The 24,056-nt window shown below is 69.4% G+C and carries 19 protein-coding genes; 10 read left to right on the top strand and 9 right to left on the bottom strand.

Annotated elements, in window-relative coordinates:
- Positions 1–132: 132 nt before the first annotated feature.
- The 5 genes from ACFWVV_RS29185 to ACFWVV_RS29165 all read left to right on the top strand — a co-directional run bounded on the left by ACFWVV_RS29185 (position 133) and on the right by ACFWVV_RS29165 (position 7,088).
- The gene (locus tag ACFWVV_RS29185; RefSeq protein WP_362418308.1) at positions 133–870 is read left to right on the top strand and encodes a response regulator transcription factor; all 738 of its coding nucleotides are present in this window, start codon (positions 133–135) and stop codon (positions 868–870) included.
- Between the two features lie 77 nt (positions 871–947).
- Positions 948–2,003 (top strand): ATP-binding protein, encoded by a 1,056-nt coding sequence (locus tag ACFWVV_RS29180; RefSeq protein ID WP_384355394.1) that lies wholly within the window; start codon positions 948–950, stop codon positions 2,001–2,003.
- 279 nt (positions 2,004–2,282) lie between these two features.
- On the top strand, positions 2,283–6,134 hold the full coding sequence (locus ACFWVV_RS29175; RefSeq protein WP_384355354.1) for a multifunctional oxoglutarate decarboxylase/oxoglutarate dehydrogenase thiamine pyrophosphate-binding subunit/dihydrolipoyllysine-residue succinyltransferase subunit: 3,852 nt from the start codon (positions 2,283–2,285) through the stop codon (positions 6,132–6,134).
- Between the two features lie 202 nt (positions 6,135–6,336).
- The gene (locus tag ACFWVV_RS29170; RefSeq protein ID WP_384355356.1) at positions 6,337–6,522 is read left to right on the top strand and encodes a DUF6104 family protein; all 186 of its coding nucleotides are present in this window, start codon (positions 6,337–6,339) and stop codon (positions 6,520–6,522) included.
- A 98-nt stretch (positions 6,523–6,620) separates the two neighbouring features.
- Positions 6,621–7,088 (top strand): nuclear transport factor 2 family protein, encoded by a 468-nt coding sequence (locus tag ACFWVV_RS29165; RefSeq protein ID WP_384355358.1) that lies wholly within the window; start codon positions 6,621–6,623, stop codon positions 7,086–7,088.
- Between the two features lie 15 nt (positions 7,089–7,103).
- Here the strand turns inward: ACFWVV_RS29165 and ACFWVV_RS29160 are convergent, their stop codons facing one another.
- Together ACFWVV_RS29160 and ACFWVV_RS29155 are read right to left on the bottom strand one after the other, a co-directional pair.
- Complete coding sequence (locus tag ACFWVV_RS29160) at positions 7,104–7,979, bottom strand: hypothetical protein (protein WP_384355360.1); 876 nt, start codon at positions 7,977–7,979, stop codon at positions 7,104–7,106.
- A gap of 80 nt (positions 7,980–8,059) precedes the next feature.
- Positions 8,060–8,902: a hypothetical protein gene (locus tag ACFWVV_RS29155; RefSeq protein WP_384355362.1), complete on the bottom strand. Its 843-nt coding sequence runs from the start codon at positions 8,900–8,902 to the stop codon at positions 8,060–8,062.
- 148 nt (positions 8,903–9,050) lie between these two features.
- Here ACFWVV_RS29155 and ACFWVV_RS29150 point away from each other — a divergent pair, with 148 nt between their 5' ends.
- The 4 genes from ACFWVV_RS29150 (at position 9,051) to ACFWVV_RS29135 (ending at position 15,853) form a co-directional block, all read left to right on the top strand.
- Positions 9,051–10,121 carry a hypothetical protein gene (locus tag ACFWVV_RS29150; RefSeq protein WP_384355364.1) on the top strand — a complete coding sequence of 357 codons (1,071 nt, stop codon included), beginning with the start codon at positions 9,051–9,053 and terminating at the stop codon, positions 10,119–10,121.
- 1 nt (position 10,122) lies between these two features.
- Positions 10,123–11,205 carry a helix-turn-helix transcriptional regulator gene (locus ACFWVV_RS29145; RefSeq protein WP_384355366.1) on the top strand — a complete coding sequence of 361 codons (1,083 nt, stop codon included), beginning with the start codon at positions 10,123–10,125 and terminating at the stop codon, positions 11,203–11,205.
- Positions 11,206–11,700: 495 nt separating this feature from the next.
- Positions 11,701–15,087 (top strand): RHS repeat-associated core domain-containing protein, encoded by a 3,387-nt coding sequence (locus ACFWVV_RS29140; protein ID WP_384355368.1) that lies wholly within the window; start codon positions 11,701–11,703, stop codon positions 15,085–15,087.
- A gap of 238 nt (positions 15,088–15,325) precedes the next feature.
- Positions 15,326–15,853 carry an RHS repeat-associated core domain-containing protein gene (locus tag ACFWVV_RS29135; RefSeq protein WP_384355370.1) on the top strand — a complete coding sequence of 176 codons (528 nt, stop codon included), beginning with the start codon at positions 15,326–15,328 and terminating at the stop codon, positions 15,851–15,853.
- A 1,816-nt stretch (positions 15,854–17,669) separates the two neighbouring features.
- On the opposite strand, the gene ACFWVV_RS29130 is transcribed toward ACFWVV_RS29135, so the two are convergent.
- Both ACFWVV_RS29130 and ACFWVV_RS29125 read right to left on the bottom strand, forming a co-directional pair.
- A complete protein-coding gene (locus ACFWVV_RS29130) occupies positions 17,670–17,873 on the bottom strand; it encodes a DUF397 domain-containing protein (RefSeq protein WP_384355372.1) in 204 nt (67 codons plus the stop codon).
- Entirely contained in the window at positions 17,870–18,130 is a 261-nt protein-coding gene (locus ACFWVV_RS29125; protein WP_384355374.1) for a Scr1 family TA system antitoxin-like transcriptional regulator, read from the bottom strand. The genes ACFWVV_RS29130 and ACFWVV_RS29125 overlap by 4 nt, the downstream gene beginning before the upstream one ends.
- A gap of 284 nt (positions 18,131–18,414) precedes the next feature.
- Here ACFWVV_RS29125 and ACFWVV_RS29120 point away from each other — a divergent pair, with 284 nt between their 5' ends.
- Entirely contained in the window at positions 18,415–18,612 is a 198-nt protein-coding gene (locus tag ACFWVV_RS29120; protein ID WP_384355378.1) for a hypothetical protein, read from the top strand.
- 26 nt (positions 18,613–18,638) lie between these two features.
- Here ACFWVV_RS29120 and ACFWVV_RS29115 read toward each other — a convergent pair whose 3' ends face one another.
- From ACFWVV_RS29115 to ACFWVV_RS29095, 5 genes are all read right to left on the bottom strand, one after another.
- Positions 18,639–19,241: a Clp protease N-terminal domain-containing protein gene (locus ACFWVV_RS29115; protein WP_384355396.1), complete on the bottom strand. Its 603-nt coding sequence runs from the start codon at positions 19,239–19,241 to the stop codon at positions 18,639–18,641.
- Positions 19,241–19,450 carry a helix-turn-helix domain-containing protein gene (locus ACFWVV_RS29110; protein WP_384355380.1) on the bottom strand — a complete coding sequence of 70 codons (210 nt, stop codon included), beginning with the start codon at positions 19,448–19,450 and terminating at the stop codon, positions 19,241–19,243. Before ACFWVV_RS29110 ends, ACFWVV_RS29115 begins: the two co-directional genes overlap by 1 nt.
- 82 nt (positions 19,451–19,532) lie before the next feature.
- Entirely contained in the window at positions 19,533–21,044 is a 1,512-nt protein-coding gene (locus ACFWVV_RS29105) for a cellulase family glycosylhydrolase (protein WP_384355382.1), read from the bottom strand.
- A 69-nt stretch (positions 21,045–21,113) separates the two neighbouring features.
- Positions 21,114–22,079, bottom strand: a complete 966-nt coding sequence (locus ACFWVV_RS29100; RefSeq protein ID WP_384355384.1) for a zinc-binding dehydrogenase — start codon at positions 22,077–22,079, stop codon at positions 21,114–21,116.
- 106 nt (positions 22,080–22,185) lie between these two features.
- The gene (locus ACFWVV_RS29095; RefSeq protein WP_384355386.1) at positions 22,186–23,916 is read right to left on the bottom strand and encodes a protein kinase; all 1,731 of its coding nucleotides are present in this window, start codon (positions 23,914–23,916) and stop codon (positions 22,186–22,188) included.
- Between the last annotated feature and the right edge of the window lie 140 nt (positions 23,917–24,056).

Genomic DNA, 24,056 nt, shown 5'->3' with positions numbered 1-24,056 from the left:
CCGTGCGACTTGCCTGGCACATCCCGTTCGGTCCCCCTCTCCGGTTGTTGCACCGCGTAGCCGTGGGCTGGTCAGTGCCCGTACGCTGCTCATCTGACCGCGGGAATACGAACGCACTCCAGGGGCGGGGCGATGGAGCAGACACACACCAGCCACAACGGACTCGCGGCCACGCCAGGCGCTCAGCGCCGGGTACTGGTCGTCGAGGACGACTCCACGATCGTGGACAACATCGCGGCCCGGCTGCGGGCCGAGGGCTTCCAGGTACAGACGGCCGGCGACGGCCCCGCGGCGGTGGACACCGCCGAGGCCTGGCAGCCGGACCTGATGGTCCTCGACATCATGCTGCCCGGCTTCGACGGCCTGGAGGTCTGCCGCCGGGTCCAGGCACAGCGGCCGGTTCCGGTGCTGATGCTCACGGCCCGCGACGACGAGACGGACATGCTCGTCGGTCTGGGCGTCGGAGCCGACGACTACATGACGAAGCCGTTCTCCATGCGGGAGCTGGCGGCCCGGGTGCACGTACTGCTGCGCCGGGTCGAGCGGGCGACGATCGCCGCCGCCACCCCGCGCAGCGGCATCCTGCGCCTCGGCGAGCTGGAGATCGACCACGCACAGCGCCGGGTGCGCGTGCACGGCGAGGACGTGCACCTCACCCCCACCGAGTTCGACCTGCTCGTCTGTCTGGCGAACACCCCGCGCGCGGTGCTCTCCCGTGAGCAGCTCCTGGCAGAGGTGTGGGACTGGGCGGACGCCTCCGGCACCCGGACCGTCGACAGTCACATCAAGGCGCTGCGCCGGAAGATCGGCGCGGAGCGCATCCGTACCGTTCACGGTGTGGGTTACGCGCTGGAGACACCGGCGCCGTGACCAGCGCGGCCGGGACGAAGGGGTCGGTCCTGCGGCGCGCGGTGCCGGGGCAGCGGCGGGAGCCGTCGCTCTTCGTGCTGCGGCCCTTCACGATCAGGGCGAAGCTGATCGCGCTCGTCGTGGTGTCGGTGGCCCTCACCACGGGTCTGGTGATGGTGGCGCTGGCCACCAAGACCGAGCTGCGTTTCATCACGGTCTTCTCGATCATCGCGTCGATGCTGATCACCCAGTTCGTGGCGCACAACCTCACGAAGCCGCTGGACGAGATGCGGGACGTGGCCGCGGCCATGGCGCACGGCGACTACACCGGGCGGGTCGGCGGCGAGGGCCGCCGGGACGAGCTGGGCGGGCTTGCCACCACGCTCAACCGCATGGCGGAGGAGCTCCAGGCCGTCGACCAGAACCGCAAGGAGCTGGTCGCCAACGTCTCGCACGAGCTGCGGACCCCGATCGCCGCGCTGCGCGCCGTGCTGGAGAACGTGGTGGACGGTGTGGTGGCGGCCGACCCGGAGACCATGCGGACCGCGCTCAAGCAGACCGAGCGGCTCGGCGGGCTGGTGGAGACCCTCCTCGACCTGGCCAGGCTGGACAACGGTGTCGTACCGCTGAAGGCGTACCGCTTCGAAGTGTGGCCGTACCTCTCCGGGGTGCTGAAGGAGGCCAATCTGGCCGCCGCGCAGCGCGGTCTGATCTCCGGCTCCGGGCACCACACGCGCAAGGACGTCCATCTGCACCTGGATGTCTCCCCGCCCGAGCTGACCGCGCACGCGGACCAGGAGCGGCTGCACCAGGTCGTCGCCAACCTGATCGACAACGCGGTCAAGCACAGTCCCCCGCACGGCCGGGTGACGGTACGGGCGCGGCGCGGCGAGCTGCCGGAGTCCCTGGAGCTGGAAGTGCACGACGAGGGCCCCGGTATACCCAAGTCCCAGTGGCATCGGGTTTTTGAACGGTTCAACCAGGGGAAGGCGCCTGCCAAGCCCTCGTCCGGCAGTGACGGCGGTACCGGTCTCGGTCTCGCCATCGCCCGCTGGGCGGTCGATCTGCACGGCGGTCACATCGGAGTGGCCGAATCAGAACGCGGTTGCCGGATCCAGGTCAGCCTTCCGGGGATCAGCGGTCCACGCGGTTGACGTAGGGTTCGAAATAGAAACGGACGTTCTGCGTCCGTCCTGCCAGGATGCGGGACTAAAGGCCGCGTCCTCGGTCGGATGCACCCGGCTCGCACCCGGTTGACGCGAGGTCCACAGCGGAACCACGCTTGTTTCCCGCCAAATCGTGCGCCGAAACCAGCTCTCCGATGTGACTTACGCGACGGATGCCCCGCCCGGTCTGCATCTCCCGGCCGGGGAGGCGTAGCCTTTATTTCCGCTGTCCACCACCTTGCGAAGCGGAAGAGGGCGGTTAACGCCGTGTCGTCTCAGTCCCCCAGTAGCTCAAGTCTCTCGTCGACCGACCAGGACGGGCAGGGGAAGAACCCTGCCGCGGCCTTCGGTCCCAATGAGTGGCTCGTCGACGAGATCTACCAGCAGTACCTCCAGGACCCCAGTTCCGTCGACCGCGCCTGGTGGGACTTCTTCGCCGACTACAAGCCGGGCACCACCGGCTCGGCGGCCGAGAAGCCCGCACCCGCCGCACAGGCCCCAGCAGCCCCAGCAGCCCCGGCGCAGTCCGCACCCGCGGCCCCTGCCCAGGCGTCGGCTCCGGCCGCCGCACCGGCCGCACCGGCCGCCGCACCTGCCAAGGCCGAGCCCGCCGCGCAGGCACCGGCGGCGCAGGCCGCCCAGCCCGCGGCTGCCGCACCGGCGCCCAAGGCCGCGGCTCCGGCCGCCAAGCCCGCCGCCGCCCCCGCGAAGCCTGCCCCCGCCGAGGCCGAGCCCGCGGCGGAGGCCCCGAAGGGCCCCGAGTACGTCACGCTCCGCGGCCCCTCCGCCGCCGTCGCGAAGAACATGAACGCCTCCGTCGAGGTCCCCACGGCCACGTCCGTGCGCGCGGTCCCGGTGAAGCTGCTCTTCGACAACCGCATCGTCATCAACAACCACCTGAAGCGGGCCAGGGGCGGGAAGATCTCCTTCACCCACCTCATCGGTTTCGCGATGGTGCAGGCCATCAAGGCCATGCCGTCGATGAACTACTCCTTCACGGAGAAGGACGGCAAGCCGACCCTGGTCAAGCCGGAGCACGTCAACTTCGGTCTCGCCATCGACCTGGTGAAGCCGAACGGCGACCGCCAGCTGGTGGTGGCCGGCATCAAGAAGGCCGAGACGCTCGACTTCTTCGAGTTCTGGCAGGCCTACGAGGACATCGTCCGCCGCGCCCGCGACAACAAGCTGACGATGGACGACTTCACCGGCGTCACGGTCTCCCTGACCAACCCGGGCGGTCTGGGCACCGTCCACTCCGTCCCGCGTCTGATGCCCGGCCAGTCGGTCATCATGGGCGTCGGCTCGATGGACTACCCGGCCGAGTTCCAGGGCACCTCGCAGGACACCCTGAACAAGCTGGGCATCTCCAAGGTGATGACCCTCACGTCCACGTACGACCACCGGGTCATCCAGGGCGCCGCCTCCGGCGAGTTCCTGCGCAATGTGGCGAACCTGCTGCTGGGTGAGAACCACTTCTACGACGAGATCTTCAAGGCGCTGCGCATCCCCTACGAGCCGGTCCGCTGGCTCAAGGACATCGACGCCTCGCACGACGACGACGTCACGAAGGCCGCCCGCGTCTTCGAGCTGATCCACTCCTACCGGGTACGCGGCCACGTCATGGCCGACACCGACCCGCTGGAGTACAAGCAGCGCAAGCACCCCGACCTCGACATCAACGAGCACGGGCTCACCCTGTGGGACCTGGAGCGCGAGTTCGCCGTCGGCGGCTTCGCCGGCAAGTCGATGATGAAGCTCCGCGACATCCTCGGCGTGCTGCGCGACACGTACTGCCGCACCACCGGCATCGAGTTCATGCACATCCAGGACCCCAAGCAGCGCAAGTGGATCCAGGACCGCATGGAGCGCCCGCACTCCAAGCCGGAGCGCGAGGAGCAGCTGCGCATCCTGCGCCGGCTGAACGCGGCGGAGGCCTTCGAGACCTTCCTGCAGACCAAGTACGTCGGCCAGAAGCGCTTCTCCCTCGAGGGCGGCGAGTCGGTCATCCCGCTGCTCGACGCCGTCATCGACAGCGCCGCCGAGTCGCGCCTGGACGAGGTCGTCATCGGCATGGCCCACCGCGGCCGGCTGAACGTGCTCGCCAACATCGTGGGCAAGTCGTACGCGCAGATCTTCCGCGAGTTCGAGGGCAACCTCGACCCGAAGTCGATGCACGGCTCCGGCGACGTGAAGTACCACCTGGGCGCCGAGGGCACCTTCACCGGTCTGGACGGCGAGCAGATCAAGGTCTCGCTGGCCGCCAACCCCTCGCACCTGGAGGCGGTCGACCCGGTCCTGGAGGGCATCGCCCGCGCACGCCAGGACATCATCAACAAGGGCGGCACGGACTTCACCGTCCTGCCGGTCGCCCTGCACGGCGACGCGGCCTTCGCGGGCCAGGGCGTCGTCGCGGAAACCTTCAACATGTCGCAGCTGCGCGGTTACCGCACCGGCGGCACCGTGCACGTGGTGATCAACAACCAGGTCGGCTTCACCGCCGCCCCGGAGGCCTCGCGCTCCTCGATGTACGCCACCGACGTGGCCCGCATGATCGAGGCGCCGATCTTCCACGTGAACGGCGACGACCCGGAGGCCGTGGTCCGCGTCGCGCGCCTGGCCTTCGAGTTCCGCCAGACGTTCAACAAGGACGTCGTGATCGACCTCATCTGCTACCGCCGCCGCGGTCACAACGAGGGCGACAACCCGCAGTTCACCAACCCGCAGATGTACTCGCTGGTCGACAAGAAGCGCTCGGTGCGCAAGCTCTACACCGAGTCGCTGATCGGCCGCGGCGACATCACCCTCGAAGAGGCGGAGCAGGCGCTCCAGGACTTCCAGGGCCAGCTGGAGAAGGTGTTCGCGGAGGTCCGCGAGGCCAACTCGGCCCCGTCCGCGGCCCCGTACCACGACATCCAGGCCGAGTTCCCGGTGGCCGTGACCACCGCGATCTCGCAGGAGGCCGTGAAGCGGATCGCCGAGTCGCAGGTCAACATCCCCGACCACATCCACGTCCACCCGCGCCTGATGCCGCAGATGCAGCGCCGTGCGGCATCCGTCTCGGACGGCACGATCGACTGGGGCATGGGCGAGACCCTTGCCATCGGCTCCCTCCTGATGGAGGGCACCCCGGTCCGCCTGGCGGGCCAGGACTCGCGCCGCGGCACCTTCGGCCAGCGCCACGCGGTCCTCGTCGACCAGGAGACGGGCGAGGACTACACCCCGCTCCAGTACCTCTCGGACGACCAGGCCCGCTACAACGTCTACGACTCGCTGCTCTCCGAGTACGCGGCGATGGGCTTCGAGTACGGCTACTCCCTGGCCCGCCCGGAATCCCTCGTCATCTGGGAAGCCCAGTTCGGCGACTTCGTCAACGGCGCGCAGACCGTGATGGACGAGTTCATCTCCTCCGCCGAGCAGAAGTGGGGCCAGACGTCCGGCGTCACCCTGCTCCTGCCGCACGGTTACGAGGGCCAGGGCCCGGACCACTCGTCCGCCCGCCCGGAGCGCTTCCTCCAGATGTGCGCCCAGAACAACATGACGGTCGCCATGCCGACCCTCCCCTCGAACTACTTCCACCTGCTGCGCTGGCAGGTGCACAACCCGCACCACAAGCCGCTCATCGTCTTCACCCCGAAGTCGATGCTGCGTCTGAAGGCGGCGGCGTCGAAGGCGGAGGAGTTCACCACGGGCGGCTTCCGTCCGGTCATCGGTGACGACTCGGTGGAAGCGGGCGCGGTCCGCAAGGTCGTGTTCTGCGCGGGCAAGGTCTACTACGACCTGGACGCCGAGCGGGAGAAGCGGGGCGCCACGGACACGGCGATCATCCGCGTCGAGCGCCTCTACCCCCTCCCGGGTGCGGAGCTCCAGGCCGAGATCGCCAAGTACCCGAACGCGGAGAAGTACCTGTGGGCGCAGGAGGAGCCGGCGAACCAGGGCTCGTGGCCCTTCATCGCCCTCAACCTGATCGACCACCTGGACCTGGCGGTCGGCGCGGACATCCCGCACGGCGAGCGCCTGCGCCGCATCTCGCGGCCGCACAGCTCGTCGCCGGCGGTCGGTTCGGCGAAGCGGCACCAGGCGGAGCAGCAGGCGCTGGTGAACGAGGTCTTCGACGCGTGAGCGTCTGATACCCCCGTACGTGCCTCTGTACGTGGCTGAGGGCCCGCCCCCGCGAGACGGTTTCGCGGGGGCGGGCCCTTTGGCGTGCGGTGGGGATTTCGGGAGCCGCGCACCGCCCGGCCGCGGCGCGCCCGGCCGCGCACCGATCTCGCGCACCCGTCCCGGGCACACCGGGGTCCGGGGTCCGCTTTATCCTTTCCCCATGTACTTCACCGACCGTGGCATCGAAGAGCTGGAGAAGCGGCGCGGCGAGGAGGAGGTCACCTTCGAGTGGCTCGCCGAGCAGCTGCGCACCTTCGTGGACCTCAACCCCGACTTCGAGGTGCCGGTAGAACGTCTGGCCACGTGGCTGGCCCGGCTGGACGACGAGGACGACGACGCGGAGTAGGCCCGGCCGGGGTCAGTCGGCAGCGGGCGCCGTCAGCGCCGCACCACGAGGTCCGATTCCCGCGAGCGGGACGCACCTCCCCCGGGCAGTCTGACCCCATGACCACCTCACCCACCCCACCCGCGCCACCCACGTCGGACTCAGTGACCGTCCTGAACGGCATGTACGCGGCCGAGGCCGAGTACCTGGCGGCCGGCGGCCCGGGCCGGGCTTCGTTCGACCTGCTCGCCCCCTACTTCGCACCCCATGTGGTGCTGCACCAGGCGGACGCCCTGCCGTACGGAGGCACGTGGCGCGGGCACGAGGGAATGGCCCGGTTCTTCCTCGCCATGGCGAGGGCCTGGGAAACGTTCGATCTGCTGGACCAAGCATTCCTCGCCACGGGCGGGACCGCGGTCGTACGCACCCAGGTCCGTGCGCGGGCCCGTGCGAGCGGCCGTGAGCTCCGCTTCCCCATCCTCCAGACGATCACCGTCGAGGACGGCCGGATCACCGAGGTCCGCCCCTTCTACTGGGACACCGCGGCCATCGCCGCCGCCTGCACGGAACCCACCCCGACGACCTGATCCCTCCGATGCAGCTCAGCCTTCACCGAACAACTCGTCGGCCGCCTCCGCACTGAAGGCCCGCTCGAACCAGAGATCGAGGGTGGTCGCGTCGGCACAGCCGAACACCCGCCCCCTGACCTCCTCGGACACGGCGATCCCCCGCATGTCCAGGAGCCGCAGAATGGCTTCCGCCTTGCCCTCGGCTTTCCCTTCGGCCTTGCCCTCGCGACGCAGTTTCTGGGCCGTCTCCGACACGAAGAAGGAGAGGTCAGCAGCCATCAGTTCCCTCCAGAGGTCCGCTGCCGGGGTCGAGCCCAGGCTCTGTTCGGTGTACTCGATGTAGACGCTCGCGGCGTCCTCATCAACGGTCTTCAGGGCTGTCGCCAGCGCTTTCAGTATGGCACCGACGTCCGGATCCCGGCTGTGTGTCAGCACGGACAGCACCGCCAGCCGGACGTCGGCCACGGCCTCGTCCGGGTCCGTGACCGCGGGAACGTTGTGCGGGCCCAGCACCAGTGGAGTCAGGACGAGAGACGGGCCGATCCCGACCGCCCGCGACGCCCACCGCGCGGTGGCCTCGTCCTGGCAGGTCACCAGGAGCACCGGTGGGAGTCCGTGCTTCGCGTAGAGATACGCCAGGTAATACGCCCAGGCCGACGGCTTCTTCGGGGACGTCCCGGACTGCGATTCCACCACCAGCAGGAAGCTCTCGGCAGGGTCCGCCATCTCGACGCACAGCAGTGAGTCCACTCTGCGCTCCAGCGGGCGGAGTTCCGTGAGATCGGTGGGGAACTCGGTGACGGAAACGGGGTCGTCGAACGGTTGGTTGAGGATCCGCATCGTGCGGGGAAGCAGTTCGGGCGCCGCCAGGAAGATGCGGTGCATCGCCTCGTGCGATGAGCTGACCATGCTCGGAACGTAGCGGGGAGCCGCAGCCCTTCGGGTGCCTTTCGAATATGCCTCATGCATACGAGTGACAACCCACCCCCTCACCCCCCTGCACGGATCCTGTCGTACGTGAGTCCCGCCGCTCCCTGCGCCGTCAGCAGGGCGCCCGCGACCGCCCAGCCCGGGCCGCCCCGGCGTAGTCCCCACACCAGCAGGGGCAGTCCGCAGGCGAGTTGGGCCGCTCCCGTCAGCCGGGCGCGGGGGCCGCGCAGCCACTCGCCCAGGGGGCCGTGGTCGACCCGGTCCAGTTCGGCGCGCAGGGCGTCGCGCCAGCCTGCCCACTCCACCGTTTCCACTCCCGTGCCCGCCCTGGCCGCCTCGCGCAGCTGGTCCGCGCTCCCGCCGGGGCCGAGGCCGGGCGGCAGCAGCAGGCCCGCCCGGTGGAGTACGGCGAGCAGTCCGAGCAGCCGGGCCCGGGCGTCCGCGTCGCCGTCCGGGCGGGCCAAGGTCTCCAGGGACTCCATGTCGTGCACGGGGTCGAGCGCGAGCCGGACCGCGAAGGAGCGCATCGCCTCGTCCTCGCCCAGCGGCGTACCGTCGGCCCGCCACTCGTACCCCACACTCCGCCGGAACCCGGCGGCCAGCGAGTAGCCGGCCCGGTCCGGGTCCCACCACAGGGCCAGCACCGGCCAGCGGGTGGAGACGGCGAGGGCGGTGGCCCAGCCCGCGAGCACGCGGTCGACGGGTTCGTACGCACTCCCCGTCGCCAGCCACGGCTTGCCCTCCGGGACCAGCACGCTCCAGCCCTCGCCCGCCGGCGCGAGCAGCATCCGCTCGCGCAGCAGGGGGGCCGCCGGGCGTACGTCGGCGACCGGGGCGCGGCACAGGAGCAGGGCGCCGGTGGCCCCGGTGGTGCGCGCGGACGGCGAAACAGGGTGTGACATAGAGCCCACGCTAGGGCAAATAGCTCATACCCACCTCTCGCTGCTCGAAGTTCTTATCTTGACTTCACCTACCCGCGATATATCGTGTTGGACAGAAGACGCGATATGTTGCGTTCACGGGGAAAGACCTACTGGGGAAGGAATCACCATGTCCGAGTGGTCCGTCACCGAACCGCGGAAACTCTCCTTCGACGGGCCGGTGACCGCGCTGAGCGTGCGCGTGGTCAACGGCACCGTCAATGTCGTCGGCACGGACGGACTCTCGGACGGGGAGCCGACCGCCCGCCTCGAAGTGACCGAGCTCGACGGTCCGCCGCTGGTCGTCACGCATGAGGACGGCAAACTGACCGTCACGTACGAGGACCTGCCCTGGCAGGGCTTCCTCAAGATGTTCGACCGGCACAGCTGGCAGCGTTCCGCGACCGTCACGCTCACCGTCCCTGGGGGGGCGAAGGTCGACGTGGGCGTGGTCGGCGCGAGCGCGGTGCTCTTCGGGCTCCGCGCACGCACCGACGTCCGGAGCGTCACCGGCGAGGCCACCCTGGTCGGCCTGTCGGGCCCGGCGAGCGCGGAGACGGTCTCCGGCAACGTCGAGACCCACTCCCTCACCGGCAAGCTGCGCTTCAAGTCCGTGACCGGCGATCTGACCGTGGTCGACGGCGCCGGTCCTTCCGTACGGGCGGACTCGGTCGGCGGCGCGATGGTCATCGACGTGGACACGTCGAAGAGCGGCCCCACCGACATCGGTCTGACCACCGTCTCGGGCGAGATCGCGATCCGGCTGCCGCACCCCGCCGACGCCAAGGTCGAGGCGAACACCACCAGCGGCTCGGTCTCCAACGCCTTCGAGGACCTGCGGGTATCCGGCGGCGGCTGCGCCACCGAGCACGGCGGCCCGAGCGCGTGGGGCTGGGCCCAGAAGAAGATCACCGGCACGCTCGGCACGGGCGCGGGCAAGCTGCGCGCGACGACGGTGTCCGGCTCGATCGCCCTGCTGCGCCGCCCGCAGGAGGAGGCCGCACCGGCCGAGACGCCCGCCGGGGAGAACGTACCGACGGACTCCCCTGCCCGGGGCGACGCACCGGTGGACACCCCTCCTCCGGCCGCACCGCCCACCCCGCCCTCCACCGGCTCCGCACCCACGGACACCCCGCCCGCGGAAACTCCGCCCTCGGACACCCCTCCCTCCGACGGCCCCTCTTCCGGAAAGGTCCTCTGACATGGCTCCCGTCTTCGCCCACGGCCGTCTCCGCCTCTACCTCCTCAAGCTGCTCGACGAGGCCCCGCGCCACGGCTACGAGGTGATCCGCCTCCTGGAAGAACGTTTCCAGGGCCTGTACGCGCCGTCCGCCGGCACCGTCTACCCGCGCCTGGCCAAGCTGGAGGCCGAGGGCCTGGTCACGCACGCCACCGAGGGCGGCCGCAAGGTCTACTCGATCACCGAGGCGGGCCGCGAGGAACTGGCGGGCCGGGGCGGCGAGCTGGCCGACCTGGAGCTGGAGATCCGCGAGTCGGTGTCCGAGCTGGCCGCCGAGATCCGGGACGACGTACGGGGCGCGGCGGGCGACCTGCGCCGCGAGATGCGCGCCCAGGCGGCGTCGGCCGGCGCGGGCGGCAAGGACTCCGCGGCGTCCGGCGGTGAATGGGGCGGCCCGTGGGGCGACAAGGAGGCCTGGCGGCTGGCCAAGGAGGAGATGCGCAAGGCCCGCCAGGAGTGGAGAGACCAGGCCCGCCGGGCCAAGGACGAGTCCCGCCGCGCCCGTGAGGACGCCCAGGAGGCCCGCCGCCAGGCGAAGGAGGCCTCGGACCGCGCCCGCGAGCACATGCAGCAGGCCGCCCGCCGGGTGGAGGAACAGGTCCGCGAACACGTGTCGCGCGGCGACTGGCCCTCGGCCGTACGGGACGGACTGGCGGAGATCGAGAAGGAGTTCAGCCGCGCCTGGGGCAAGGACTTCGGCCGCTTCGGCAAGGGCCACGAGGCTCCGAAGGAGTCCCCGGACATCACGGTGGAGCGCGCCGACAAGGCCGATAAGGCCGACAAGACCGCCCCCGGCGGCGTCTGGGCCGACGCCGTACGCGACGACACCCCCGATCTCCCCCTGCCCGGCTGGGCGTACGAGGACACAAAGCCTGGTGCGGACCCCGCGCGCGAACTGGACCGCCTCCTGGACCGCTTCCGCGACGACATCCGCGACGCGGCCCGCGACCACGGCGTGACGGACGCACAACTGGCCGACGCCCGTGCCCGGTTGGCGGGTGCCGCGGCCCACATCGGTCACATGTTGCGGGGTACGCAGAAGTAACGAACCGGGAGGACCCCCTCAGCGTCCGGCACCGCAGCCGGCCCGAACCGCCCGAGCTCGGAGGCCACCCCGGGGCTGGACCGCTGCGGGCTACAGCGGTCAAGGAGTAGGACACTTACCCCCAAAGTGTCCTACTCCTTCTTTTGTGCGCTCCGCCCCCGGACGCCTGTAGCACCCGGACAGCCCACCCTCTTAAGCCAACGCCACTCATCCCCCCGGCCTATGCCGTGCTTCTCGGCAGCAAATTCCGCCCACCCCACGGCGAACAGGACCAGCCAATCCCCGTCCGGCCCTCACCTGCACCGCAGGACGGAGCCATCGCTTCCATCCGGATACGTCGGGATGTTTCCCCCGAAGGGGAGGGGCTGATTCCTGCGCGCATACGTTCGAGAGAAGGGGGCACGGCCCCCACATCCGTGTGGGACATGTGTGAACGTGTGCGTCTCCGGTGGCCGTCGGGGCGACCGGCAACTGACTTTCTGTGGGGGGAAGTTGATGCAGAAGCACACCCATGCCCGCACGCAGGTACGGGCAAGACGCACGTTGACGGTGGCGCTGGCGGTACTCGCCCTGGGCGCCGGCGCACTGCCGACCGCGATGGCCGACCCGGTGAAGCCGCCGCCGGTGCCCGCGAACTCCGTGTGGGGCAAGGACGCACCCCGGCTGCCGATTCCGCCGGTGAAGGTGGGCACGAACAAGGCTCCCGCGCCGGTCGCGGAGGCGACCCCGTCGAAGGACCGGGCGGCCTGGCGTGCCGCACAGAAGCAGCGTTCGCGCTCCTCCCAGAAGGCCCGCCTGGCGGCCCCGGCAGCGCCGTTGCTGGCGGAGATCCCTAAGGGGCAGGGCGCGGTCCCCTGGCACCGGATCTCCGACTTCCGGATCACGGACTCCCTGGTCGCCAGGGTGAACTACTCGACCGGCAACCTGATGCTGGCGGGCACGGACTTCGACGTCCCGGGTGTCGGCCAGAGCCTCCAGCTGACCCGTACGTACAACTCCATGGACGCCCCGTGGGGCAAGGTCTCGCAGCGGTGGTGGCAGGGCTGGGAGCGGTACGCGCAGATCACGGATGCGGAGTTCGTGTGGTTCGACGCGACGGGCGCCTCGGTGCGGTTCGCGAAGAAGGCGGACGGGACGTACACCACCCCCGTCGGCTACTCGAAGGACCTGACGAAGAACGCAGACGGCACGTACACCCTGACCGACCGCAAGTCCGGCTCGAAGGAGACGTACAACGTGGGCGGCACCCTGACGAAGGTGACCGACCGCAACAACGGCACGATCACCGTCACGCAGCACGACGAGGGTGCGGAGCACAAGGGTTTCAAGCTGACGGAGACCCGCTCGGGCCGGTGGGTCGACCTGGTGAAGACGGACGCCTCGCAGTGGCAGGCCAAGGACCACACCGGCCGCACCGCCGTCTTCGACCTCAACGCGGCCGGTGACCTGACGAAGACCACGGACACGGACGGCAAGGCCACGGTCTTCGCGTACGACTCCTCGCGCCGCCTGAGCCGGATCACGACCCCGGACGGCCGGGTGACGAACTTCGGCTACGACGCGACGAACCGCGTCACCTCCATGCAGCGGGCGACCGCCTTCAACGGCGACGCCTACACGGGCCCCACCCACACGTACACCTACGAGGCCGGCAAGACGAAGGTCACCGACCCCGAACAGCACACCACCACCTACGAGTTGAACAAGGACGGCGGCGTCACCAAGACCACGGACGCCCTGGGCCACTCCCGCTCCTCCACCTACGACGCGAACCACAACGTCAAGACGGCCACGGACGCCATGGGGGTGGGCACCACACCGGGCAACGAGACCGCCTACGGCTGGGACGCCCGCAACAATCCCACCTCCGCCAAGCTCCCCACCGGGGCGACCTCGGCGGCCGGCGCGTACGCGACGAAGGCGGGCCGGGACGTCCCCGGCACGATGGAGTCCGCAGACGGTGAGAAGACGTCCTTCACCTACGACGCGGCGGGCAACACCGAATCGGTGGCCGTCTCGGGCACGGGCGGCGGCACGGAGAAGTTCACGTACAACAAGGCGACCCCGACCTGCGGCGGCTTCGAGGGCCAGCGGTGCACGGCCACCGACGCACGCGGCAAGGTCACCAAGTTCCAGTACGACGCCAAGGGCAACCTGACCGAGGTCACCCCGCCCGCCCCGCTCGGCAAGACCACCTACACCTACGACGCACTCGGCCGCGTCGAGACCTCGGTGGACGGCCGCGGCGTCAACTCCGTCTTCACCTACGACAACCGCGACCGCATCAAGGAGGTCTCCTCCTCCACCACCACGGTCACCTACGTCTACGACGGCGACGGCAACCTCTCCCAGCGCACGGACGACGGCGGTCTCATCAAGTACGCCTTCGACCCGCTGTCCCGCGAGACGATCCGCACCCTCCAGGACGGCTCCCAGACCGAGCTGACCTACACCCCGGCCGGCAACGTCGACACCTACAAGGACCCGGCGGGCCTGACCGACTACACCTACGACGCCGCCAACCGCCTCACCGCGCTCAAGGACCCGTCGGGCAGGACGACGACGTACGCCTACAACGCCAACGACACCCGCACAAAGACCACGTACCCCGGCGGCACGGTCCAGGAGGTCACCCCGGACAAGTCCGGCAGGCCCACCCTGATCAAGGCGACCTCCCCCAAGGGCACCCTGACGAACACCTCGTACACCTACTCCTACGTCTCCGGCACGGCGACGAAGGACGGCACGAAGATCCGCACCGCCACCGACGGGGTCGTGGGTCTGACGAAGACCTACACCTACGACAGCGCGGGCCGCTTCTCCTACTCCGAGGAGAAGAAGGGCACCACCCTCGCCGCGTCCTACCAGTACTGCTACGACGCAGCGGGCAACCTCACCTCCCAGGGCTCCACGAAGGGCTGCCCCTCAGGCGTCGCCCTGACCTACAACGATGTCTCCCAGCTCATCTCCCGCGCCGGCTCCACCGCGGGCTGGGGCTACGACAAGGCAGGCAACGAAACCGACGGCGCCAGCGGCGCCGAACGGGCCCGCACAGGCGGCATCTGGTCCGACCACTCCCAGCAGACGTCGGTGACCGTCGCGGGCAAGAAGTACGTGGGCCTGTACGGCTCGACCGACCAGTCCGAGCGCCTCTTCTACGGCGACACCACGATGCACAACGGCCCGCTCGGCCTCTCCGGCAAGACCGACCCGACCGGGGACATGGGATTCAACCGGGAGCCCGGGGGCACCCTGAACTCCATGACGACCGCAGGCAAGTCGTACTACTACCTCACCGACGCACTGGGCTCCGTCCTGGCCATGGCCGACGAGACCGGCACCAAGGTGAACGAGTACCGCTACAGCCCCCGCGGCGTCGACGGCACCTTCACCGAAAAGGCCCCCCAGCCCTACCGCTACGCCGGCGGCTTCCAGGACCCGACAGGCCTCTACCACTACGGCGCCCGCTACTACGACCCCCGCATCGGCCGCTTCACCAGCCCGGACCCCTCCGGCCAGGAGAAGAACCCGTACCTGTACGCCGAGGGCGACCCGGTCAACCGCATCGACCCCAGCGGACTCGCCTCGGAAGGATGGAACCTCGAGGTCTGTGCCTTCGGAGGCTGCATCGGAGGCGGTCTGAGTAGGAATGACGACGGTGCGCTCCATGCCAGCATTTCGGGCGGAGCAGGAACCCCGGGAGTGAGTGGGGGATACGAGACCAGCGCCAGTGACGCTTCGGAGGGCTGGACCGGCGAAGTGGAATGCTCCGCCGGTCACTACCGTGCGTCAGTGAGTTCTCAAGGTGAGACCTCGGCGGGTGCCAGTACTTCTTACAGCGCCAAGCCGGGGTGCTCGGCGAAGATCAAAAAGACCTTTTAATAGAGAGGCTCACAGATGCGTGCGATAGAACTGGCAGCCCCTGGCGGCGGACCTGACGGCCCGCCGTGGCTTGGGATCGTCTTCGGTGTGGTTGCGGTTGCCGTGGCCGTGTTCTTCGCGATCAGTCTTATGCGAGGTCGAGGAAAGTAAGAAACGGTGACGCGGATCGCCAGCGTCACCGGGAATCTGGGCCCCTTCTCGCGAGCGCCTAAGTTTGCGGCTGGTCACTGGCTACTCAGTGGCCAGCCGCATGCCGTTGGGCGAAGATCACGTCGCCGCGCCGCGTCGGTCCCCGCGCGTCGACGGCACCTTCATCGAAAAGATCCCCCAGCCCTACCGGTACGCCGGGGGCTACCAGGACCTGACCGGCCTGTACCACCTGGGACCCCGCTACTACGACCCCCGCATCGGCCGCTTCACCAGCCCGGACCCCTCCGGCCAGGAGAAGAACCCGTACCTGTACGCGGAGGGCGACCCGGTCAACCGCATCGACCCCGCTGGTCAGGCAGTCGGACTCGCAGGCGCCATCGCGGCGCCTGCCCTACCGGTAGGCCTTGGGCTGACGGCGTTGAGCACTGGCCTCGAAGTGGCTGGCGGAATCGCGAACGGAGACAGCGCCTCCAAAATTGCGGGCGGTGCAGTCGTCAATCTTGTCGGCGGGAAGGTGGGACTTGCCGCCGATCTCTCCAAGGTGGGCAAGTCGACCTCCCGTGGCAGCAACCTCGGCTACTGGGGTGCTGGCGTCGTTGCGGGGAAGGTTATGTAGATACAAGGAGGAAAAACATGACTCGACTAGCCGCATTCATTACGGACAGCACCACGATGACCATCATCGTACTTGCTGCCGGGGCCCTGACCTTCGCTGTTGTGACTATTCGAGAAAAGAAGAAAAAAGGCAAGTAGTCAACCTAACGTCTGCCCGCCGTCCTCTTACTGTTGAGGGCGGCGGGCAGACCGCAACCATCCGACGCTTTAAGAAGGGGTAGTTCTCGTGGTGGTAGCAGGATCACTGTTAGCGATTCTAGGGGTAGCTTCCATCTTGTTCTCCACCCGCATAACCCAGGCAAGCATCAAAAGGTCTCAGACCCGGCTTAATCGTCAGACAAGTCAAGGCGAGAAGGCTATGTTCCTGGCCTGCTTCATCGGAGGTGGCGCACTCCTTTGCACGAGTGGAGTATACATCTGCTTCTTGTGATATCAGCGAGCGGAAGACAACGACTAACCAGGTCAACAGGCCGTGTCTGTGCCAGCTGCGGCAATAGCGGTTGGCGGCGGTTCCGGTGCGGCAATCGGTGCCGCTGCGGGAGGAGCCGACAACGCTGCGGGAGGAGCCGACAACGAGGACACGACGGACGCCTTCTACAACGAGGCCCTCGGTGGCGCTTTGGGGGCGTCCCCAATCAGCAAGGCGCCATTCATTCGAAATCTCTTTTAATCTCTTCTGGGGCCTCGCTCGGTACTGAGCGAGGCCCCAGAATGTCACTTTCGAGGAGCGTCATGGTCGAATCCGGCAAGGAAAGGTCATACAACCGTAGCCGGGCAGCAATGCAAGGCGCACTCATGGGTGCAGTTGCCACCTTCGTTCCGCGTGTGATTACGTCGGGGTTCGGCTGGTGCTTGGTCGTTCTTACAGGGGTAGGGGCCGTGGCGGGGGCCGCTGCCGGTTTCGCTCTCGCCCGCTATCTAACGGGCGACGCGGCCAAGTAGATGGGTCAACAAAATGCCGGCGGCATGACTGTCGGGGAATAGGGAAGGGGTCATGCCCGGCTGAAGCCGAACCGTCTTCCGAAGTGGAGCGTACCCGGCCCGACGCTGCCGGACATTTGGGCATCACCCGACGGGCCTGCACCTGCTGTTGTTCGCAGCGGGAACCGCAATAGCTCTGCAAAAGATCTACTTACCCCCAAACAGTACCGGCGCCTCAACGAGGCAATCACCGCCGAATTCTCATTGCGCAAGGGAGGCTGCATCCGTGAGACACCTCCAGCTGCCTGAACATCCCGCGCCAGGAGGCGACATGAACAGCACTACGCTCGCGGCACTGACCGGAACTTCTGGCGCAGCCATAGCCACAGTGGTCGTGATCATCGGAATCGCGGCGGCTTTGTACGTACGACTGAGAAAGTAATAGAGCACTCTGGGCGCATTGAGTCCGGAAGGTACCATCGGTTAGCCGGGACCAACGCATAAGGCGTACACCGTATCCACTGGGCGATAACCGCCGCCGCAGCAGGAGGGATTTAAGGAGGGCGTATGGTTTTTCTGGCCGCCTACTTGAGTGACAACCCTCCGGTAACGATGAACCTACATGGCATCGGAGGAGGCCTCGATTGAACTGGCCAAGATGTGGTCATCCAACGGAGGAGCGACGATCTTCATCGTCGTCTTCGTGATATTCGCCGTCGCCCTCGCGGCCTTGCTCGTGCGGCGCAGGCGGAGGTAACTCTCCTGCCAGGCAGGGAAGTTCAGCGCAGTGCCGCCAGGGGCTGCCGCGCACGGATGGTGGGCTGCGGCCGCGCCCAGTGTTCCGTACGGAATGGGCCTCCCGGGGCACCCGGTTCTCCGCTCGGAGACAGGAGGGGTCAACAGAAGCTGTTCGCCTTCACTGCCTGGAGGAAGTCGCTCCAGGTGGCCGGGGGGTGGAACTGGGTGCCCCGGTCGCGGTCCTTGGTGTCCCGTACGGCGCGGCCACCGTCGGCGGTGTGGGCGACTTCTACGCATTCCTGGGAGCCCCCCTGCGAGGCGCTGGCCTTCTTGAATGCCGTCACGATGCTTCGGTTCTTCATTCCTCTTCCTTCTCGGTGTCCGGGATCTGGCGCAGAACCTTGCGAAGGAACGAAAGGCTCTGGTCCGGAGTCATCGCGGCGGAGCACAGTGCTTCGAAGATGCGCGAGTGGGTGGCCATCTCGGGGAGGTCTTCAAGGATGACCGTGCTGGTGGTGGTGTCGTATGCCACGGCCTCGGTCGAAGGCTCGGGGCCGAAGCTGAACATGACGAAGTGCGAGCTCAAGTGGGCCGCACGCCATTCGTCGTGCGGTAGCACCTGTACCAGTGGGGGATGCCCGAACTGCGCAAGCCCGAGAACGCGTTGGATCCTGGTGGACGCGGGCTGATCCTCGTGGACGCCCTCAGTGCCAACTGGGGCGTGCGTCCTCGCGGCCCCGGCAAGACCGTTTGGGCACACCTGCCCGCGCAGACCTCGGCGGCCGGCACGTGAGCACCCTGCTCGCCCACGCCCTGCACCTCATCCTGCGCATCCTCCTACCGGCGCGGGGCCGTCACCGGAGCATCGCTCGGGTCTGCATGTCCCCACCCCAGCCCGTAGGGGTGACGCGGCGTCCCCGCCCCTTCCACGACAAGCCGCACCGCTTCGTCGAACAGCAGATCCAGCGGGCCATCGAGCACCGGCACCTCCAGCACGAGCGCCGTTTCGCGCTGAGCGAGGCCGTGGCGGGGCGCGACTACCCGTACAGCTACCCGGGCGCCCCGTTCCCCCGTTCCGCGTTTCCGTCGCCGCGGGCGTGAAAGTGACCTTCGTACCCTTTACGCCCCTACTTCGGGCCCCCGAACATCACCCTCTCCACCTCCCCGTAGCCCGCCCCGAAGTCCTTCAGGACCTCCGAGACGACTCCCGGGCGCACCGCCAGCGCCAGCAGCAAGTGCTCCTCACCGATGTGTTTGTCGCCGCGGCCCAGCGCCACCCTCAGCGACTGCTCCAGCACCTTCTTCGCCTCCGGCGTGAAGGGGCGGTGGTCCAGGAGCTTCCGCTTGAGCCGGTCGCGGACACGTCCGCCCTCCCGCTCGGGGACGTCGTCACCGGCGCTCCGGCGGGCACCGGCCATCGCCCCTTCGCCGTGCGTCTCCTCGACCTTGCGGACGATGGCGTCCACGTCGATACCCAGGTCGGCGAGCGCGTCCGTTTCGGACTTCGAGAGGCCGCCCCTGCGGCGGGCCGCCGACAGTGCCGCCTCGATCTCCTCGCGCCGGTCCCGTACGCCCAGGGCCGTGAAGGCGAAGAGCACGCGGCCCTCGGCTGCGTCCAACAGGGAGAGGAGGAGGTGTTCCTCGGTGACTTCGGGGTGGTCGAGCCGTTGTGCCTGGGCGACCGCGCCGGTCACCGTCCGGCGCGCGCTCTCCGTGAAACGTTCGAACATCATCGACCCCCATGCTTCTTGTGCACGGCCTGCTTGCTGACACCGAGCTCGGCCGCGATGTCCTGCCACGACCAGCCCTGATTCCTCGCACCGCGGACCTGCACGGCCTCCAGCTGCTCCAGCAGTCGCCGCAGGGCGACCACCGCGCGCAGCCCGACCCGTGGGTCCCGGTCCCCCGCCATGGCGGCGAGGTCGGTTGCTTCACTCATGGTGTCAACATACGTTGACGGACCCCTCGCGTCAACCCTGGTTGACAAAGAGGGGTGTCGTCCCGTGTCGGCGGGGCGGCCCTCAGCCGCGTCGTACCGTGACCGTCACCACCGCCCCCGGCACCGCCCGCACCCGCACCACCTCCGCCCGCCCCGGCTCCACGTACCGCGTCCCGCTCCACGCCCGGCCCCGTACGCTCACCCACCAGCCGTTCGCGCTCGCCGGGACCGAGATCTCGGTCGTCGTGCCGCCGCGCCGGCCCGCCTCGTAGGTGAGGGAGTAGCGGCCCGCGCCCGGGTCGTACGAGGCCGATGACGCCCGGCCCGCGACCGCCGACGCGTACGGTTCGGCCGTGCGTGCCTTGTGTCCGCGCAGTCTGCCCTCGCCGTCCACCGCGCAGTACCCGCCGCCGTAGCACCACACATAGCCTGCCCAGCCGGAGCTGTAGCGGGCGAAGGAGGCGAGGGCGTCCTCGTAGAAGCGGGCCATGTTCGGGCCTGCGTTGTTGAGCGGGCCCCACTCGCCGATCACCACCGGGACCCGGTACCGCTGCGGGTACTGCGTCACCGCCGCCTCGTACGCCTCGATCCAGCCGGCCGCCGGGTCGTAGTCCGCGCCCGCCTCCATCGCGGTGTTGTAGAAGTGCGGGGCGTAGACCACCTTGCGCTTCGGGTCCTTGATCTCGCCGAGGCCGGTCGGAACGCCCTCGCCGACGATCGGGGTCGGCTCGACGAACAGCCACTTCTTCGCGTCCACCGAACGCACCGCCGCCGCGAGCCGGTTGTGCATCGGGGTGACCTGGTCGCGCTCGATCCGGCGGGCGGCCGTGGGCAGGTCCTCGCCCTCCTTCAGCTCGCCCATGGGCTCGTTGAGGAAGTCGTAGCCGAAGACGGCCGGGTGGTCGCCGTACCGGTCGGCCAGCAGCCGCCAGATGTCGGCCTGTGCCTTCTGGAGGTCCTTGTCCTCGTAGAGGTGGGTGAAGGCGCGCTGTACGGCGGGCTGGAAGTACTCGGAGAACCAGTCGTCCGGGTTGGGTGTGAAGGGGAGGCCGTCCGTGCGGGTCGCCCATTCCGGGATGCCCCGGTGGCCGAACGCGGGGCCGAAGACGTCCTGGTGGCCGTCGATGAGGACCTTCATGCCGTGCTTGTGGGCCCACCCGAGGATCCGGTCGATCTTGCGCAGGTACTGCTCGCTGTACCGGCCGCGCCGGGGTTCCAGGTCGTCCCAGAAGACCAGTAGGCGGGCGAAGTTGAAGCCCTGCGCGCTCATGTCGCGGAAGTGCTTCTCGGTGATGAGGGAGAGGGCCTTGTCGCCCCGGTGGGTCTTGTCCTCGACGTTCCAGCCGCGCAGGGTCAGCGCCCGGCCGCGTTCGTCGGTCAGCGGCGGAATGGCGGGGGCGGCGGTGCGGGCCGCGCCCGCATCAGGAACCGGAGCGGGGGCTGCCTGCGCGGCCGGGGCGGTGAGTGCCCCGGCCGCGAGCAGCACTCCGCCCAGCAGGCAGGCGACGGCGGTTCTTGCTCGTGCGTACGTGGCGTACGAGGCGTACGAGGCGAATCTTGCGTACGTGGCGGACCTTGCGTACGTGCTGCGCATGGGGGCACCCCTCCGGCGGGCAAGCAGGCAGTCAGGTGCCGGAGATCAAAACAGTGCCCCCTCGGACTCTCAAGACCCGGTGAGCACAATCTTTCCGAACAGGTCGCCGCCCGCCATCCGCTCGAAGCCCTCGCGGGCCCGGTCCAGCGGCAGCACCTGGTCGATCACCGGGCGTACGCCGGTGGCCGCGCAGAACGCGAGCAGGTCCTCCAGCTCGTCCTTGGAGCCCATGGTCGAACCGACGACCTTCAGCTCCAGGAAGAAGATCCGGTTGAGCTCGGCGGACGGCGGGTTCTGTCCGCTGGTCGCACCGGAGATGACCAGGGTGCCGCCCGGCCGGAGCGACTTCACCGAGTGCGACCAGGTGGCCGCGCCGACGGTCTCGATCACCGCGTCGACCCGCTGCGGGAGCCTGGCGCCCGGCTCGAAGGCATCCACCGCACCCAGTTCGACGGCCCGCTTCCGCTTGGCCTCGTCGCGGCTGGTGGCGTACATCCGCAGCCCGGCGGCCTTGCCCAGGACGAGCGCGGCGGTCGCGACACCGCCTCCTGCGCCCTGCACGAGGACCGCGTCCCCGGGCCGTACGCCCGCGTTCGTGAACAGCATCCGGTACGCGGTCAGCCAGGCGGTCGGCAGGCAGGCCGCCTCCTCGAAGCTGAGCTCCTCGGGTTTGCGCAGCACGTTCCAGGTGGGCACGGAGACGCGCTCGGCGAAGGTGCCCTGGTACTTCTCGGTGAGGATCGACCGCTTCTCGTGGGGTCCGACGCCGTGCCCGCTCTGCCCGATGACGGAGTGCAGGACGACTTCGTTGCCCTCGTCGTCGATGCCTGCCGCGTCGCAGCCGAGGATCATCGGCAGCGTCTCCTCGGTGATCCCCACCCCGCGCAGCGACCACAGGTCGTGGTGGTTGAGGCTCGCGGCCTTCACGGTCACGGTGGTCCACCCGGGCCGGGACTCCGGCTCGGGGCGCTCCCCCAACTCAAGTCCGTTGAGCGGCTGGTCACGGTCGATACGGGCTGCGTAGGCGGCGAACATGGCCCGACCTTAGGCGGGCGGGGGTCCGCGACGGAACCGCTGAAGGGTGTGACCCGCGCCGCGTCGCGTGCCCCGGCCGCCCACGCCCGTCCACCGGACGCCCCGCTCACACCGCCATCGTCTGCCAGCCCCGGGTGATCTCCGCGCGGATGTCGCCGGGGTCCCGGTCGGCGGTGAGCAGTGCGACCAGGGCGGCCCCGTCCGCCGGCCGCCCCGCCGGGTCGGCCGTCAGCGCCTGCCGCACGGCATCCGCGAGTGCCGGATCCAGGGCCCGTACGGCCTCCAGTGCCTCCGGGGCGGGCCCGGTGTCGACGATCCTGCGGATCACCGCGCCGGTGCTCGTCGCCTGGAAGGGGCTGGTGCCGTGTGCGGCGCACACGACGCAACAGGCCCACGCCCAGATGTCGGCCGCCGTCCCCACCGGCTCGTCGCCGAACTGCTCGGGCGCCATGTACGTCAGCGTCCCCGGCCCGCCGCCGGTCCTGGTCAGCCGGGTCCCGTCCACGAGCGCGGCGATCCCGAAGTCGAGGAGCCGGGGCCCTGCGGTGGTCAGCATGATGTTGGCGGGCTTGAGGTCCCGGTGGACAAGACCCAGCCTGTGCACCCCGGACAGGGCCGTCGCCAGCGCGAGGGCGAGGGCGCGCAGGGCCTCGGGGGCGCGGAGCGGGCCCTGTTCGCGCAGGTGCGTGTCGAGCGGACGTCCGTCGAGGAGTTCCATGGCGAGGTACGGCCGCCCGGCCTCCACCCCGGAATCGAGCACGCGCGCGGTGTACGCGCCGGGCACCATCGCCAGCACCTCCGACTCGCGCGCGAACCGCCGCAGCAGTTCGGGATGGTCGAGCAGCTCGGGGTGGATGGTCTTCAGCGCGACCTGCGTGGCGGAGCCCTCGCGCCGGGCGAGGTAGACCGTGCCCATGCCGCCGGAGCCGATCCGGCCGATGAGGTGGTAGCCCGCGATGGTGCGGGGCTCGTTGGGGTGGAGTTCCTGGTACGAGACCGGGGAGTGGGGCCCCGCGGACGCCGACGGGTACGGGGAGTGCCGCCCCGGCGCGGACGCGGGCACGGGCGGCGTCGTGGCGGCCGGGACGTACGCCGACGCGGTCGGGGCGTAGGGGGACGGCGGGCCCGGTGCGAAGCCCTGCGGCGGGCCGAACACCCCGGCGGCGGGTCCCGGCGTTCCCACGCCCGGCCCGAACAGTCCCGCGCCCGGCGCGGGCGCTCCCACAGCGGGCAGCACCCGCCTACTGGCCAGCGCGGCCACGAGCTGGACCACCAGCGCCGCCACGACCAGACCGATCGGCAGCACTAGCCCGAGCGCCAGCCGCGCCCCGCCCAGCAGGGCCAGCCGCGGACCCACCGACTGCGCCGCCCCCGATGCCCGCGACGCGGGCATCCCGACGCTCCGCAGATTGCGCTGCGTCAGAAACCACAGCAGCAACCACAGGGCCAGCAGCGTCAGGGCGATGCCGAAGAAGATGTTCGTCGCGCCCGACATCGTCAGGTGGAACTGCATCGCCAGCTCGTGCGCGGCGTGGTTCGAACCGAGGGCCATGCCGAGCACCCCTCCGGACAGCATGTCGAAGCCCGCGAACGACTGCGTCCCGAGCCACAGGAACAGAGCGGCCCCGCCGACGAGTCCCAGCACCAGTTCCCCCGCCCCGGCCCCGGACAGCCCCCAGGGCGAGACGCTTCCCGCACGCGCCGCCGACTCCCGCTCGTGCAGGTCCCGCTGGGCCCGGTGCAGCAGGGGCAGCGAGGCCAGCCGTACCACCAGTGCGGGTACCGCGACGGCGGCGAGCCCCAGCGTCGACGACATCCCCGACCAGTCCACCGACATGCTTCCCCCGTGTCCGCCGTACGCCCCGGCAGCCCGGAGCAGACACGGAGTATAGGCGCGGGGTCACCCGGCCCGGGGGCCCAAGTACTCCTCTCCACAAGCACCTACGGGCCGCGCCCGTGCCCCCCGCACCGGGGGCA

This window comes from Streptomyces sp. NPDC058663 (genome assembly GCF_042716745.1).
In the GTDB taxonomy this organism is placed as follows: Bacteria; Actinomycetota; Actinomycetes; order Streptomycetales; family Streptomycetaceae; genus Streptomyces.
Note: the sequence above shows the minus strand (reverse complement) of the source record. Positions and strands in the feature narration are given on the sequence as shown.